The organism is Streptomyces sp. ME19-01-6 (genome assembly GCF_033793745.1).
Classification (GTDB): Bacteria; Actinomycetota; Actinomycetes; order Streptomycetales; family Streptomycetaceae; genus Streptomyces.
The window spans coordinates 241,064-256,481 of the sequence record NZ_JARAXF010000004.1; the positions used below are offsets into that span (position 1 = coordinate 241,064).

Here is a 15,418-nt window from a genome sequence, read left to right on the forward strand (position 1 = left end):
AAAACGCATTCCGTGGTGGATGGGCGGGCGAGTGAGTGAGTGAATGAATGAATGAGTGGTGAGTGAGTGACGCTGGTAATCATTCCAGCACCTTCGAGGCGCTGTACGGCTCGGTGCACAATGTGCGGCATGGAAGACGGGTTGGCAGCGCCTCCGCCGCGACGGCGGAAGGCCGTATCCGGGGAGCGCCAGGCGACCCTGCGTGATGTGGCGCGGGCGGCGGGCGTCTCGCAGGCGACGGCGTCGCGCGTGCTCAACGGCAGCATCCGCAACGTCCGGCAGGAGAACGTCGACCGCGTGCTCGCCGCCGCCGCGGAACTGGACTACGCGCCGCACCTGTCCGCCCAGGCGATCGCGCGGGGATCGACGAACACCGCCGCGCTGGTCGTCAGCGGTGTCGACGACCCGTACTTCTCCTCCATCGCGGCAGGGGTGACGCAGGCGGCGGAGGCGGCCGGACTCATCGTGACCATGGCGGTCGCGGACCGCTCCCCCGACCGCGAACTGGAGATCGTCCGAACACTGCGCGGCATTCGGCCCCGCGCCATCATCCTGACCGGCAGCCGCATCGACGGCACCTACACCCGCGACTTTCTCCTCGACGAGCTCGACGCCTACCAGGAAGCGGGCGGCAGCGTGGTCCTGATCAGCGAGCACGACCTGCCGTTCCGCACGGTCAGCATCGACAACTACGGTGGAGCGCGGCAGCTTGCCCGCGCGCTGGTGGGTCTCGGCTACCGCCGGTTCGCGGTGGTACGCGCCGGCATCGGGCTCAGGACGTCCCGGGACCGATGCAACGGCTTCGTGGAGGGCCTGCGCGAGTTCAACATCGACATCGACGAGCGGTTCATGGTCGAAGCAGAGTTCAGCCGCCGAGGCGGTTGTGCGGCCGCCCGCGAGCTCGCCCGGCGGGGCCTGGACGGCACGGAACTCGTCTTCGCCGTCAACGACGTCATGGCGATCGGCGCGATGACCGCCTTCCGCGACGCCGGGCTGATCCCGGGGCAGGACGTCGCCGTCGCCGGCTTCGACGACATCGGCCCAGCCGTGGACGTCGACCCGGCACTCACCTCCGTGACCGTACCTCTGCAGCAGGTCGGGCTCTGTGCGATGGAACTCGCACTCTCCGAAGACGATGCCTCGCGGATCGTACCGGTCTCTACGAACGTCGTCCTGCGGGGCAGCACACCGCGTCGATGACCGTGCGCCGAGTCGACCGGCGATGGCGGTACCGGTTGCGGTGGCATGGTCCGCATGACGACGGCAGTTCCGGCCTGCGGGCAGCGCAAGAGGCCGCTACCTCCTCCGACAAGGGGCGGCTTGTCATGCCAGGCGCTCCGAGACAGCGGCAAGTAGCCCCACGAGCTGATATGGGGAGCAGAACGGTTCAACCGCCCTCGGTCCCTGCTTCCTCAACGTCCACCAATCATGCGCTGCAAGCCACAGGCACGGCAGGTCAGAGGCACTCCAGCTCGCCGCCCCTCCCCCATCCCCCACAAGGGGACCCTCACCGACGCGCATCCGCTACGCTGTCCCTGGTCAGCCATTGGTACATCGCGCTGTCTGCTCAGGTGACCCTGCGGAGAGCGTCGTACCACGTCTGACCAGCGGGCTTGTACTCCTCGTTGAAGATCCACACCCTGGATTTTCAGCAAGGTTTGCCACAAGCCCCCGCCTCCGTAGCTCAGGGGATAGAGCACCGCTCTCCTAAAGCGGGTGTCGGCAGTTCGAATCTGCCCGGGGGCACAACGCGCTACCGCTCTGACCTGGGGTTTATCCCCTGGAGAGGGCTCCTACTCGGCCTCGGACGTCTCGTCCGGGGCCGTTTGCGTGAGCGGACGGAGAGTTGATCTCCGAGATTTCAAAGAGCCTCATCAAGCTCCAGCCCTTCGACGACCTCCCAGGTTCCTGAGTCCATCAGGCTCTCTCCATAGGGGCTGCACGTCCGAGATCTGAAGAGCATGCAAGGCTTTCCCGGATCACGCTGTCGCTGGCGCGGAGTGCCGCCGTCAGCTCTCCTATCAGCTCGTCCGGCATGGTCCCTTTCCCGAGGGCGCAGGAACGCACCAGTGCGCGGCAGCCCTGTGCTTGCAGGTCCGTGGCGATCGCAATGAACAGAGCGTGCGCCAGGTTCTCACGGGCCGCGTAGCCGTCTTCGGCCTCCGTCGTCCTGCGGTGGAGGTCCTCGGCGATGCGGTGCGCGGTGGGCGAATCGGCGGAACCGATCGCGTCGAGGACCGTAAGGCCGAGCCGGGCATCGAAGACAGTCATCCCAGGTTCGGACCGGCGCTCAAGATAGGTGGCCACGAGGTCCGCCAGGTGGCCGTCGACCGTCTGCCCGGCGTCGCGGCGGCACAGGACGGTCAGGCATGCCGTAACGGCTTGCTCCCACGGATCGCCAGGCATCGTGTCGGCGAGGAGGACAGCGGCCCGTGCTGTGTCGCCCTCAACAAGGGTGGCGAGGACGGCGACTTGGCGCCCGTCGAGCATCCGCTTGCCTACGCCGCGGTGAGCTTCGATGTGCGCCAGGGCCTCGGCCCAGCGTCCCTCGGTCGTGAGCGTGCGCGTGCCGTCGGCGAGGAGCACGCGCCACAGCCACGCGCGGACCTCGTGGCGGTCCTCGTCGGTCGCAGTGAGGTACGCCGGTACCACGACACCCTCGAACCGAGCATCTGCGCCCGCCTCGACCGCCCCATACAGATCGAGCAGTCGCCGGCGGCCTTCATCAGCGCGGCCCGCGCGGATCTGGAGGCGGGCGAGGTTGACGATGGGTTCCAGCCCTCGGATTGCGCTCATGCCGGGCAGGGGGCAGGCGTGGAGGTAGGCAGCGGCGTGCTGGTGGCACATCTGGCGTGCGAGGTCGGGAAGGTCGAGATCGGAGGCGATGAGCGCGGCCTGGTTGTAGACAGCTGATGCGAGCCCTTGGTCGGTCTTGTTCACCGCGGTATCGGCCAGGTCGATGAGAGCGCGTACGCGCTCGGGCAGGGGCAGGCAGGCGGGCCGGAAGCGCGCGACGAGCGGGAAGCGTTGGGCTGTGGGTCCGTGCGGGTCCATGGGTCCCCCAGGCATGAGTGAGAACTGGTGAAGTGACGGTGCCCGCCGGCCGTACCTCGGCGGGCACCGTCCGCTACGCGTGGGGCGTCACTGCCAGTCGACGACGATGCGGTTCAGCGGGGTGTCGAGGGCGAAGAGGCCGGGGCGCCGCTCGATGCTGGGGGCGTCGAGGGGCTGGATTTCGAACGTGGCTTCACGGCTGCGGTATTCGCGGTCCCAGGTGCGGATGGCGTCGGCGACCTTCGCGGCCAGCTCGTCGCTGTCCGGGCCGTGGCCGATGACGCCGAACTCCCAGAGCTTGCCGCCCTCGGGGGTCCTCTTCTCCGACAGCCGCCGCGCCAGGTAGGTGACGGCGCCCTTGTCGACGACGGCGGTCGACGAGGGGTAGGGGTCCTCAGTGAGCAGACTGCCCTTGGTGCTCTCGGGGAACAGCATCCGGATCAGGCCCGAGGGAAGCGAACAGGTGACGAACAGTTCCATCCACTCCGGCGACTCCATGGCCTGGACCGTCATGCCAGTCCACTCCTCGGTGCGGGGCTGGTCCAGGACACCGGCAAGGGCGTCGGTGTCGATGTGCTGCCCAGCGGGGGCCTGAAGCCGGACAGCGCCGTCCGCGCTGAGCGGGATGACTCGGCGGTCGTCGTCGGCAATGCCCCGCCGGAGCGGCATGAAGGTGTTCATCTCGCTGCCGAGGGAGACCCATCGGCCATCGCGCTGCTCGTAGGCGATGGAACGGGAGACGGTGCCCTTCAGGCGCTGGGGGACGAGGAGCCGGCCGCCGGGGGCGAGCTGCTGCAACCAGGCGTGCGGCACGCCGTGCGCGCCGACGGTGGCGATGATCCGGTCGTACGGCGCTCCTTCGGCGTAGCCGAGGGCTCCGTCACGGGTCACGGCCTCGGCGTTGGTGACCCCGGCAGCGGCGAGGTGCGCGCGGGCGCCCTCCACGAGGTCGTCGTCGACGTCGAGGGTGGTCACATGTCCGCTCTCGCCGACCAGGTGGGCGAGCAGACCCGCGTTGTAGCCGGTGCCGGCGCCGAGTTCGAGGACGCGCTCGCCGGGCTGGGCGCCGAGCTGGTCCAGCATGAGGGCGACGACGCCCGGCTGGGATGCGCAGGAGATCGATGTGCCGTCGGTGTCGTATTTGATGTGCACCGGTGCGTTGGCGTAGGCGTCTTCGAGCGATGCATCGGGCACGAACACATGGCGGGGTACGGTCCGCAACGCGGTCTCGACGGCGGTCGTGCGGGCGTGCCCGTCCGCGCGGAGCTGGTCGACCAGGGCGTAGCGGAGGCGCTCGGCGTCCGCCGTAGGGGTGGCGATCGTGTCGGTGTTCACCGCGCTGACGCTATCGATCTCGGCCGTTGCCTCGGTGGGGGACTCGGTGTGGTCACTCGTTCCCATGACTACCTCTCGTGCGATGTAGGACAGGGCGCTCTGGTCGTCCCGGAGGAGACCGGCGCGGTTGGCGTGGAAGATCACGTGGTGGGCGATGACGGCTCGCAGGCCGCGGGTGAGGGCGCCGCGGCCTGCGAGGGCAGCGAGAGTGGTTCCGGCCCGTTCGAAGGCGGTCACCCATTCCTCGTGCGCGTGGAGTGGGCCGCCCAGGCAGCAGAGGCTGTAGGCGTCGGCGGTCATGAGCTTCCGCATGGCCGGAGTTAGTTCGGCGGCTCGTTCAGGTGGTTGTGGAGCGGTGACCGGCCGAAGGGCCGCGACCTTCGCCCATACATCGCCCTGCTCGAACCAATCGAGTCCAGCACCGCGCATCATGACGCTTGCCAGCAGGACGGTGGTCTCCCGACGTCCCAAATGCATCGGGCTCAGCTGGTAGGTGAGCAGGTGGCGCGAGTCGCTGTGGAACAGTTCGTGGGCTGTGTCCATGGCCTCCGGGCCGCCGAACGTGTCGGTCTCGGGCTCGTAGACGCAGGGCAGGCACGACACGGCCACGCCGTCGCCGACGAGATCGCTCAGGAACGACTCAATGGCTGATGAGGGCTTGTCCGCGAGGTAACGCAGCGGCCAGGGCTGCTTGTTCATGAACCACCAGTCGGTGAGCTGCCCGTCGGCCTCCGCCTCGATCAGGGTGGGGCCGAGGCGTTCGGCGATGGTGCGCCGGGCAATCTCGCGGTCGACGAAGGTGATGTTGTGCTGCTGCCAGCGGTCGGGAGGCATAGAGGTCCTTCGGTCGGTGGATCAAGCGATGAGGAGGCATGCGTCCCAGGCGGACCGGGGTGGTGCGGCGGTGCTGGGCGCGAGGAGGGCCAGGGCTATGCCAGCGGCGCCGTCGAGTAGGCCGGGGCCGCCTTCCTCGTTCTGAACGAGCGCCGTGGCCATGAGTTCGGGGTCGGTGCTCGGTGGGATAACCGCAGCCAGGAGGGCCGGGATCGCGGCGCGAAGTTCTCCCGCAGTCGAGGGGTGGGCATCGTCGGCCGTACGCGCGGCAGCGTGGGCGAGGCCGGCGAACCCGTGGCAGAGGCCGTTGTCCGTCGTGGCCTTCAACTGCTCGGGATCAGTGAGGGCGGCCACGAGCGCGTTCTCCGCGGCGATCTGACGGCTCGCATCGCCGAGGGCCAGCGCGGCAAGTTGCTGAGCGCGGGCGAGGCCGGCGGTGCCGTAGCACCAGGACGGCCGCCTGGGGGCTGACGAGCCGAGACGCCTGCTGTGCAGCTCACCCTGAGTGACCCAGTACGGCCAGACCGGTCCGCCGCCGGTCTTCTCCTTCCAGCGGTCCAGCCAGGCCAGGATGGTGCGCAGTGCTGCATGGTGCCCATCGGTGACGGAGCCGTTCCGAGCGGCGAGGGCCAGGAACGCGAGCACGCCGCCGATGCCGTGCGCCAGACCGGCGTTGGCGTGCCCACCGGGGAAGCGGTCGTCCGGGCTGCCCGAGGGCCCTGTCCCCGCCCACCAGCCCGGCAGGGTCTCGCCGTGGTGGGTGATCGGTTCGGTGAGGCGCACACAGTAGTCGAGAACGGCGCGCATCGTGGAGCTGCCGGGGTTTCGGCGCAGTAGATAGGCGCCGTATCCGGTGAGGCCCCGGATGGTGTCGAACTCCGCGAGCCGCGTCAGGCGTCCGGCGTCGATGCGGCGGTGCGCGGTGTCGAGACGGCGTCCGACGTCGACTGCGATCTGTCTGTCCATCGTGTCGAGGGCGCGCTGGTAGGAGCCGGGAAGGTGGTCGGCGGCACAGGTCAGGGCGTGGGAGAAGGCAGGCACTCCGTAGAAGGGGTGGCTGTCCGGGCCGCTGGTGAGCGGCTGCCGGGAGGCGGCGGCGAGCCAGTCGTGGGCGCGGTGCCACGGGCCGAGGCCGTTCGCGGCCAGCTCGATGTGCAGGAGCGCGATGCCAGGCGGGCCGTAAGCAAGGTGCTGCCGGTCCGAGGACAGCGTCCTGGAGCCGAGGGGCACGGTGTCGGGGTCGGCGAGCCGGGCGGCGAGGGCGTCGACCAGGCCGAGCACGGGGTCGGCGGTCACGAGGCACTCCTCCTGGTGCGGGCGGTCCAGGCCAGGGCGGCGGCACGCGCCAGGTAGAGGCACACCTCTTCTTCCGGGAAGTTCACGGCGACGTGGCGCACGAAGTGGACGTGCAGCAGGGAGGTGAGGACGTCGTCGACGGCGATGCCCTGGGTGTCCGGGCCGGGCAGGTGCGGCCGGTACCTGGCGAGCGCCGCTTCCCGGTCGACCCATCCGGACACGATGGCGTCTCCGCCCCGAGCGCTGCGCAGGGCCGACCAGTCGTCGCTCGGGTCGGCGAGCCGTACTGCCTCGGTGAACTGCGGGCGTGGAACGGGCACCGGTGCGGTCGGCGAGACATGGTCGATCAGCCACTGCATCCCAGCCTCGGTGGTGCCGAGGAAGGCGGAGGTGATGGCGACCGTGTGGGCCGCCACCAGCGTGCGCTGGCCCGGACGCTGTGGCTGCGCAAGTTGGCCCAGGACGGCGCGCGAATCCGCCCGGAACACCTCCTCGGCCGCCTCCCATGCGATGCCGGAGCCCCAGCGGCCCATCTCACGGTAGGAGGTGGGATAGCGCAGGTCGGCCAGCAGGCCGATGCTTCGTAGCTCGTCGGCCCAAGCGCTCACCGTCCGGGCCGTGTCGACGAAGGCTTCCGGGTCGGGGAGGTCGATGCGTACGCGGAGGTGTTGGTCCGGGTCGCGGAAGCGAATGAACCACCACGGCGGGCTGCCGAGTTGTTCCAGGAGGCCGGGCAAGTGCCGGGAGAGCAAGACGTCTTGGCGGCGGGGGTCACCGTACAGGGCGGCCAGAAGAACTGAGGAAGAGGCAGGCGTCTGCATCTGGGCCGCAGACAGGGCACGGGCACGGCTGGGGGCTGGCAGTGGCGGCCATGCCGACGGCCTGGTTGCTTTGAGGGGCACCACGACCTCGTGGGCTCGCCCGCCGCACCAGCCGTACGCCTCCGGTTCCGGGGCCTCGACGAGCACAGCCAGGCGCGAATGGTCGAGGTGCCGGCGCAGGAGCGCACGGTGGCCGGCCTCGTCGAGGTCGAAGAAGAGGCGCCGGTCGTCCTCTACCAGGTAGACGCGGCGCGGCAGCCTCCGCCGGGCACGCCAGTCGCTGAGCGCGGCGTCCCACTCGGCCCGGGGGCGGGCATGGCCGGGCAGTTCGGACGCTTCCAGCCGCCAGCGCGCCGGGGCCAGCACCGTCCGGCCGTACCGCAGACATGGCAGGAACGGCATCGCCGCTGCGGCGCCCCAGTCGAAGACGGTGACCTGCGCGCACTGGGCGCGGGACAGTTCGGTGAGGAACCGCACCAGTGGCGGGGTGTGGGTGTGCAGGTTCAGCGCGTGCATCCCGATGGCCTCCACGCGGTGGCCTCGCTCGGGGACGGCGAGGTACATGCGGCGGCCGTCGCACCCCACAGCCAAGTCCTCCGGGGTGAGGACGGTGTCCTGCGGGGCGCGGTGCTCCTGAAGGCTGATCACGGTGGGTAGAACCTGTGGGGAGCGGGTGACGTGGGCGCTCTCGGGGAGCAGGGGCGGGAAAGAGAGCTGCGCGGGCATGGTGTTGCCGTCTGCGGCCGGGAGGTCGGCAAGCTCTGCGACCAGGGCCTCCCGGTCGGCGGGGGCCAGCACGCTGAGAAACCGGCCCATGGAGACGCCGGCACCACGGGACACACTCACGACCTCCAGCCGGAACCGCCCACGCTGCAACTCCTCCAGACTGGCCGCGTGCACCCGCACCCCGATCTCCAAGTGCGGCGGCAGCCGAGGCTCGTCAGGACCCATGTCCAGGGCCTCAATCTGTTCGTCCGTGAGGATCACTTCATCACGGCCGTCGAGCGCGGCGGCCTGAGCCAGCCGTACGAGGGCGTCATCCCGGGCGGAGACGCGGGGCCTGCGTGCGCTGGCCGGAGCCCCTGGATAGCCGTCGGGATAGCCGGTGCCGCTGTCCGCCACAGCCTCCACGAGCGGCACCATCGTGCCGATGCCGTACCGCTCGTAGAACCGCTGGTGGTACTCGTTCCACGCGGCGGTCCCGTACGGGCGGATACTCAAGCGGGTCAGGATGAGAGCGGCGCGCTCGATCTCTCGGGCGACCGCTTCCGGCAGAACGATCTTCTGTGCGTCCAGGCGGAGGTCGAGCCGACGGGGTGGCGACGCAGGCCAGGGACGAGGTCTCGCATCCGCGCCGCGACGCTGTCCCGGCCGCCGGCGCCAGGCGTCTCGGGTGGCAGGCACCTCGTGCAGGGTCGGCAGCTGGCAGACTACTGAGGTGTTTCCTCAGCGCCCGTTCGCCCTGTCTGGCTCGCGCGTTCGTCTGGAGCCGCTGTCCCTTGAGCATGCTGAGGGGCTGTGGACCGCGGCGGACGACGAGGTCTTCGCCAAGCTGCCGTACGACCGTCCGCCGACCGTGCAAGCCATGGGTGAGTGGATCAGCGCGGCGCTGACTCGTGAGGCGGTGCGGCTGCCGTTTGCGGTGGTGGTCGGACAGGAGGTGGCTGGAACCACGTCGTACTGGTATCCAGATGAGGTGCGTCGGCAGGTGGAGATCGGATCCACCTGGCTGGGGCGGGCGTGGTGGGGTGCGGGAATCAACCGGGAGGCCAAGCGGCTCCTGCTGGAGCATGCCTTCACCGAGCTGGCCTGCGAGAAGGTGGTGTTCCGCACGGACCCGAAGAACATCCGATCCCAGCAGGCGCTTCAACGTCTGGGGGCGGGGCGGGACGGGCTGGTCCGCCGTGATTGGCCACGCGGGGACGGCACCTGGCGCGACAGCGTGTACTACTCGATCCTGCGTAACGAATGGACTGCCGACTGACGCCAGGATGGCTCGTGGCAAGCTTTCTTCAGAGCAGCTTGGTGGGCCTTCGGTAGCAGATGAGACTGCACGCGATGGCGGTGAAGGCCAGAAAGTGTTCGACCTTGCGTTCGTAACGGCGGTGCAGGCGGCGGCAGCCGCCCAGCCAGGACGTGGTGCGCTCGATCGTCCAGCGGTGCCGGCCCCGCCGGGTGAAGGATTCGATGCCCTTACGCGCGATGCGGTGCCGGATGCCGCGCAGGCGCAGCCCTCGGCGCAAATGGTCGTAGTCGTACCCCTTGCCCGCGTGGAGTTTGGCGGGCCGCCGCCTACGTGGACCGCGGCGGGAGCGGATCGGTGGGACGCCGCGCACCAGCGGCTTGCGTGCGTGGTGGCCGGCGCACCCGCCGTCGTGGCTGGCTGTCGTCGGCTGAGGTTCGTGCCACAACCGTGCCGGATGCAGGGGTCAGCCACAGTCAACGCGGGTGTTCTGCGGTCGAGTCTCCAGTTGCCTCACCAGGTACCGAAGCGCCAGGTCAGCTGCGTGATCGTCCAGCCTCTCTCCTGAAGAGGTGGGCGGGAAGCGGTGAGCTGTCTGTTGTCAGCCCGCGCTCGTCCATGCATCTGGGCGGGGCGCCAGCACCGCGGAGACGACCGCGCCGGACGAAGCCGCGACATCAGCCACGAATCGCAGGCGTCCGATGCCGAGTCGTCGCAGCGCCGGACCATGGTCGACGGCGACGACGAGGGAGACCGCGAGCAGAAGAAGTCGCCACAGGGCCATCACCGGGCGGCGCATCGCGCGAGGCAACTCCGCCAGGGAGGCGTGCAGCCGCTCGCAATGGAACGGGACGTGGCGCTGCTCGTCGGACAGGATCCGCCCCGCCACATCCGAAGTGAGCGAGTCGCCGGCGCCATCGCGCAGGGCCCGGTAATAACGCAGTGCCACCACTTCCGCGATCATCAGCACCAGCAGTTCCATGCGCAGGCCCATGACACGCCGCAGCCGTACGAAGACCGTGTCGCTCCAGTGGCCGGTCAGCGTCGGAACGCCACCCGCAGCCAGCAGCCGAGCGAGGAGGCGGGCGTGGTTCTGCTCCTCGGCGACGAAGAGCCGGACTGCCTGCGCGTAGTCGTCGTCGCCGGCCTCATCCGCTTTGCCGACGAGGTTGGCGCCGTCACCGTCCTCGCCGACCTGGAAGCGCTGGATGCTGGCCCACACCGCCGGATGTAGCGTCGCGCTTTGCCCCCGGTCCGGGTCACCCTGGGCGCGCCTGCGCTCGCGCTCGTCCTCGAACCGCCTTGTCCACTTGGCGAAGCCGCCCGTATGCACCCGGTCTCCCCTCTCCGGGGCACAGCCACCGTCCCCCCGGAGAGGGACGACGCTGACGAACAGCAAACCGTTCCCCTGCTGCCCGACGCCGCGAGCTTCACCAGTTCACACGCGCGCACCGTGCGAGAGACCAAGACCGCCGGAACGAACGCGTCACCCCGTTCCGTACGGCTGCGCGTCACGTCACGTCACGCCACGGAACAACACTCGATGCGAACTTCGAACACACCTCTCGTCCCCACCGCAGGTGAGCCGAAGCTCAATTCGGCCTCGCCGGGAGCAAGTTATCGCAAGAGCATTGCTCCCCGTACGAGCTAATGCTCTTGCCTCTCCCGCGCCTGAAGGGAGCGGACCGGCACAGAAGGCGCCGGTCCGATTGAGGATGCGACCGAGGGCGGCTCGCATCCTGACAAGGGGAAGAGCCCACCTGTCACACCGCGCGCTTCTCTCATGCGGCGTGCAGGCTCGGGAGGTGCAACCGTCTCAATGTCACGATGGGCAGACGGCATGCCCGCAGTCCTGGGAGTGGCCCGGCTGCCGGGGTGCAGCAGACGGGCGCTTCCTTCCGGGCCTTCTCCCACGAGGCCGGCAGGGTCTTTTGGGGGACAGCTCTTACGCTGAGCGCGCCCCATGCTCCCCGAAACGTTGTGCTCCGGGTGAATCAATAGCTGTGTCCGCGAGCTGAGATTTCAACGGCACATGCAGACAGATTCTCTGCCGCAATAAGTGGAGTGGGATTCTTCACCACACACAGGCCGCTGCGGCGTGCTACTGTCGATCTCAGTTGCAGTTGTGGTTCCCGAAACTTCGAATGCTCTCCGGTTGGCTTCTGTGCCACTGGAAGCGTTTTTGTGTATCCGGTCTTTTTCCGGGTGGGGTGATCATCGCGGCGACACGGTGTCCGCGCAGTGCGGACCCTGATGCACTGCCCCAAAGGAGAAATGACATGGCTGCTGGTACCGTGAAGTGGTTCAACGCGGAAAAGGGCTTCGGCTTCATCGAGCAGGACGGTGGCGGCGCTGACGTGTTCGCCCACTACTCGAACATCGCCGCCCAGGGCTTCCGCGAGCTGCTCGAAGGCCAGAAGGTGACCTTCGACATCGCGCAGGGCCAGAAGGGCCCGACGGCCGAGAACATCGTTCTTGCCTGACACTGACGCGCACTTTGTAGCTGGGGCCCGCATCCTTCGGGGTGCGGGCCCCAGCTGCTCGCATTTCCCGCAGTGGTTTCACCTGTGGACGACAACCAGGGAATCCGTAGGCTCACCGCACACGGATCCCCCTTCCGGGGTGCAGACGCATCCCTTCACAGCTATACCGCCGTGGACGCCCCGAATATTGCGTCCACATCGCGCCATTCATTTCAGCGCCTGCGCCCGCACGGATTTTCCGCCGGCCAGATTCGCTGTCGCGTTCCGCCGGCCCTTTCTTGCAATTCTCCGTGCTGCTCATCGCTGCGGGAATTCCTTGATATGTGCCGCATCGAGGAAGGTTCCGCATGAACCGCACACGCACGAACGACCGCTTCGCCCGCACCCGTAACGGCAGTGCCGACTCCGGAAAGGGTGGCAGCCGATTCGGTTCGTCGGCCCCGCGCCGGTCCGGCGGGCCGAGCCGCTCCAGCGGTTACGGCCGCCGGCCCGCCGCGATCCAGGGGGAGTTCGCCCTCCCCAAGACGATCACTCCCGCGCTTCCCGCCGTGGAGGGCTTTACCGATCTCGACATGCCCCGGGAGCTGCTGGCCGCGCTCGGCTCGCAAGGCGTGACCGTACCGTTCCCGATCCAGGCCGCGACCCTCCCGAACTCCCTCGCCGGCCGGGACGTCCTCGGCCGTGGCCGCACCGGCTCCGGCAAGACCCTCGCCTTCGGGCTGGCGCTGCTGGCCCGTACGGCCGGGCAGCGCGCCGAGGCCAGGCAGCCGCTGGGGCTGATCCTCGTACCGACGCGTGAGCTGGCGCAGCAGGTCACTGACGCGCTCGCCCCGTACGCCCGCTCCGTGAAGCTGCGGCTGGCCACGGTGGTGGGCGGGATGTCGATCGGCAGGCAGGCGAGCGCGCTGCGCGGTGGCGCCGAGGTCGTCGTCGCCACACCGGGACGCCTCAAGGACCTCATCGACCGCGGCGACTGCCGGCTGAACCAGGTCTCCATCACCGTCCTCGACGAGGCCGACCAGATGGCCGACATGGGCTTCATGCCGCAGGTCACCGCCCTGCTCGACCAGGTGCGTCCCAAGGGCCAGCGCATGCTGTTCTCCGCCACGCTCGACCGTAACGTCGACCTGCTCGTGCGCCGCTACCTCAGCGACCCGGTCGTGCATTCCGTCGACCCCTCGGCCGGCGCGGTCACGACGATGGAGCACCACGTGCTGCATGTCCACGGCGCCGACAAGCACACGGCCACCACCGAGATCGCCGCACGCGACGGCCGCGTGATCATGTTCCTCGACACCAAGCACGCCGTCGACCGCCTCACCGAGCACCTCCTGAACAGCGGGGTACGGGCCGCCGCCCTGCACGGCGGGAAGTCGCAGCCGCAGCGCACCCGCACGCTGGCGCAGTTCAAGACCGGGCACGTCAACGTGCTGGTGGCGACCAATGTCGCGGCGCGCGGCATCCATGTCGACAACCTCGACCTCGTCGTCAACGTCGACCCGCCGACCGACCACAAGGACTACCTCCACCGCGGCGGCCGTACGGCCCGTGCCGGCGAGTCCGGCAGCGTCGTCACCCTGGTCACCCCGAACCAGCGCCGCAGTATGACCCGCCTCATGGCAGCGGCCGGCATCGTCCCGCAGACCACCCAGGTCCGTGTCGGCGAAGAGGCCCTGCACCGCATCACCGGCGCCCAGGCCCCCTCCGGGATCGCGGTCGTCATCACCGCACCGGTGGTGGAACGCCCCAAGAAGCGCGGCGCCACCTCACGCGGCCGACGCCGCCCCGCCTCAGCGGCCCGCCGCACGCCCGTACGGCAGTCCACCGCCGGTGCGGCGGCATAGAACCTTCGTGATCAGGAAGCCGACCCAACTCCGCAGGAGGCACCCCTTGACGCTCATCCAGATGCGGACCCGCCCGGCGAGCGCCCACCGCGTGCACAGCACGGTGGCCGACGCCATGGACGCGGCCGTACCGCAGGTCTGGGAGGACATGACCGCGGAGGTGGCACTGTCTGTGATGGCCGCCGCCCGTACGGGTCATCTGGTCGTCTGCGACGAGGACGGCCTGTGCACCGGCCTGGTCACCCAGGCCCGGCTCAACGCCGTCCGGGACAGCTCCGGATACACGGACCGGACCCGTCTGCGTGACATCGCCGACGTCATCGAGCCCTTCGCCTCGCCGCTGATCACGAGGGCCGAAGCCGAGCGTGCGATGCGCTGCCGCCGGCTCGGCGCCCTGCCCGTGGTCGACGAACACGGCAACGCTGTGGGTGTCCTCGCCCTCTCCCGCTGAACCGCTTCACGGCGGTCGGACCCGTCCCCCCCTTTCCCCTGTGAGGCATCATGCGCTGTGTCATCGCCCGCTTCCCGTTCGACCTGACCAAGAGCGGCGTGCTGGAATCGATGAAGGGCGTCAAGCCCGAACCGGTCACCGGCGAGTCCGTGATCATCGGACGACGCCACTACCCCGTTAAGCAGGTCGGCCAGGTCATCACCCGCCAGGACCGCCGCGATTTCAGCGCCGGCGAAGTCCTCCGGGCCATGTCCCGGCTCGGCTTCACCTGTCGCACCCTCCCCGAGGCCGCACCCGCGCGCATCGAAAGCCCGTTGCAGCAGGCTTCCGCAATGCTCGGCACCGCCCTGTCCGTCTGACCGACGGGACAGGCGCGAGCCGAACAGAGCAGTGAGGGCCCTACCGGCGCGCGCCGGTAGGGCCCTCACCGCGTGCCGAGCCGCTCTCGGCGTGGCGGTGGGTCAGTGGGTCAGTGGTTGGAGTAGCTGAAGTCGCCCACGGTCCAGGCACTGACGTCCTCGATCGCAACGCGGTACATCCCGCCCGTCTCCGGGATCCCCACCGGACCCTGCAGGATCCGGGCGACATGGAAGTGCAGATGCGTGGGCGGCCCCCCCTCCTTCGCGGGGGTGTCGAAGACAGCGGAGAACTCGCCCAGGTGGGCGGAGTCCGTCAGCACCTCCGACACCCTCTGCCTCCACACGGCTTCGGGAGCCAGGCGACCGGTGATGACAGCACCACCGGTGACCACGGTCAGGGACATCTGATTGCTCTGCCCGGTCTCAACAAGGGCGGCGATGTCAACGATCAGCTCGTCAGGCTTCGGCATGAGATCGCATTCTATGCACCGGCCCGTCCGGGCGGCGTGGGCGGTGGCGCTGCCGGGCAAGACGGGCACATACGGCTCCCCCGGTGCCGCAGTACAGGCCAGGGGTGCGCATGTGCGGCGCCTGCGGGCCGGGGTCGTGGACGGCCACCTCGATGGTGTCCGGGAACTGTCACCCTGGTCTCCGGATCGTCCATGCCCGGCCCTTGCCCACCCGGCCCCTGTGCCCCGCCCGTCAGCCCGCCGGAGCCACCGTGCTTGCCGGAGGGGACTGAGAATCGCGGGCGACGCGCCGCGCCGGTCGGCGGCGTCACGGGAAGCTCGGCGGGCGGCTCCGGGTCTCACCCGCGTCGGACCTGCGCTGCGGACGGTCCCAAGCATTCGCAGACCGGCCCAGAGAGGTACCTCATCGTCGAGCACACCAAATCTATGCCCGCTGGAGTAGACATTCGTTGGCTGCATGATTATGGTTTCTCTCGTAGCCGAGATCGAGCAAGGCCCGGCAGACACG

At 69.3% G+C, this 15,418-nt stretch carries 11 protein-coding genes, 1 tRNA gene and 2 pseudogenes; 7 read left to right on the forward strand and 7 right to left on the reverse strand.

Going from position 1 to position 15,418, the window contains the following annotated elements; all coding sequences use genetic code 11:
• The first annotated feature begins 129 nt into the window (after nucleotides 1-129).
• Both PV419_RS11060 and PV419_RS11065 read left to right on the forward strand, forming a co-directional pair.
• Nucleotides 130-1,200, forward strand: a complete 1,071-nt coding sequence (locus tag PV419_RS11060) for a LacI family DNA-binding transcriptional regulator (RefSeq protein ID WP_319687795.1) — start codon at nucleotides 130-132, stop codon at nucleotides 1,198-1,200.
• Nucleotides 1,201-1,673: 473 nt separating this feature from the next.
• Nucleotides 1,674-1,746, forward strand: a tRNA-Arg gene (locus tag PV419_RS11065).
• Nucleotides 1,747-1,917: 171 nt separating this feature from the next.
• On the opposite strand, the gene PV419_RS11070 is transcribed toward PV419_RS11065, so the two are convergent.
• From PV419_RS11070 to PV419_RS11085, 4 genes and pseudogenes are all read right to left on the reverse strand, one after another.
• A complete protein-coding gene (locus PV419_RS11070) occupies nucleotides 1,918-3,054 on the reverse strand; it encodes a hypothetical protein (protein ID WP_319687796.1) in 1,137 nt (378 codons plus the stop codon).
• 87 nt (nucleotides 3,055-3,141) lie between these two features.
• A complete protein-coding gene (gene fxlM, locus PV419_RS11075) occupies nucleotides 3,142-5,223 on the reverse strand; it encodes a methyltransferase, FxLD system (RefSeq protein WP_319687797.1) in 2,082 nt (693 codons plus the stop codon).
• Nucleotides 5,224-5,244: 21 nt separating this feature from the next.
• Nucleotides 5,245-6,519, reverse strand: a complete 1,275-nt coding sequence (locus PV419_RS11080) for a lanthionine synthetase C family protein (protein WP_319687798.1) — start codon at nucleotides 6,517-6,519, stop codon at nucleotides 5,245-5,247.
• Nucleotides 6,516-8,716 (reverse strand): annotated as a pseudogene (locus PV419_RS11085) (lantibiotic dehydratase); the annotation flags it as partial. The pseudogene PV419_RS11085 and the gene PV419_RS11080, both read right to left, overlap by 4 nt.
• Nucleotides 8,717-8,733: 17 nt before the next feature.
• Between PV419_RS11085 and PV419_RS11090 the strand changes: the two are divergent.
• The gene (locus PV419_RS11090; RefSeq protein WP_319687799.1) at nucleotides 8,734-9,324 is read left to right on the forward strand and encodes a GNAT family N-acetyltransferase; all 591 of its coding nucleotides are present in this window, start codon (nucleotides 8,734-8,736) and stop codon (nucleotides 9,322-9,324) included.
• Between the two features lie 28 nt (nucleotides 9,325-9,352).
• On the opposite strand, the pseudogene PV419_RS11095 reads toward PV419_RS11090, so the two are convergent.
• Nucleotides 9,353-9,682: pseudogene (locus tag PV419_RS11095) on the reverse strand (transposase); the annotation flags it as partial.
• A 222-nt stretch (nucleotides 9,683-9,904) separates the two neighbouring features.
• Nucleotides 9,905-10,636 (reverse strand): ferritin-like domain-containing protein, encoded by a 732-nt coding sequence (locus PV419_RS11100; RefSeq protein WP_319687800.1) that lies wholly within the window; start codon nucleotides 10,634-10,636, stop codon nucleotides 9,905-9,907.
• A gap of 946 nt (nucleotides 10,637-11,582) precedes the next feature.
• Between PV419_RS11100 and PV419_RS11105 the strand changes: the two genes are divergently transcribed.
• The 4 genes from PV419_RS11105 to PV419_RS11120 all read left to right on the forward strand — a co-directional run bounded on the left by PV419_RS11105 (nucleotide 11,583) and on the right by PV419_RS11120 (nucleotide 14,440).
• The gene (locus PV419_RS11105) at nucleotides 11,583-11,786 is read left to right on the forward strand and encodes a cold-shock protein (protein ID WP_014145516.1); all 204 of its coding nucleotides are present in this window, start codon (nucleotides 11,583-11,585) and stop codon (nucleotides 11,784-11,786) included.
• Nucleotides 11,787-12,133: 347 nt separating this feature from the next.
• The gene (locus PV419_RS11110; RefSeq protein ID WP_319687801.1) at nucleotides 12,134-13,630 is read left to right on the forward strand and encodes a DEAD/DEAH box helicase; all 1,497 of its coding nucleotides are present in this window, start codon (nucleotides 12,134-12,136) and stop codon (nucleotides 13,628-13,630) included.
• A 46-nt stretch (nucleotides 13,631-13,676) separates the two neighbouring features.
• Nucleotides 13,677-14,081, forward strand: coding sequence for a CBS domain-containing protein (locus PV419_RS11115; protein ID WP_319687802.1), 405 nt, complete (start codon nucleotides 13,677-13,679; stop codon nucleotides 14,079-14,081).
• Between the two features lie 50 nt (nucleotides 14,082-14,131).
• Nucleotides 14,132-14,440 carry an SCO5918 family protein gene (locus PV419_RS11120; protein ID WP_319687803.1) on the forward strand — a complete coding sequence of 103 codons (309 nt, stop codon included), beginning with the start codon at nucleotides 14,132-14,134 and terminating at the stop codon, nucleotides 14,438-14,440.
• 110 nt (nucleotides 14,441-14,550) lie between these two features.
• Here the strand turns inward: PV419_RS11120 and PV419_RS11125 are convergent, their stop codons facing one another.
• Nucleotides 14,551-14,910: a hypothetical protein gene (locus PV419_RS11125; protein ID WP_319687804.1), complete on the reverse strand. Its 360-nt coding sequence runs from the start codon at nucleotides 14,908-14,910 to the stop codon at nucleotides 14,551-14,553.
• Nucleotides 14,911-15,418 lie beyond the last annotated feature (508 nt).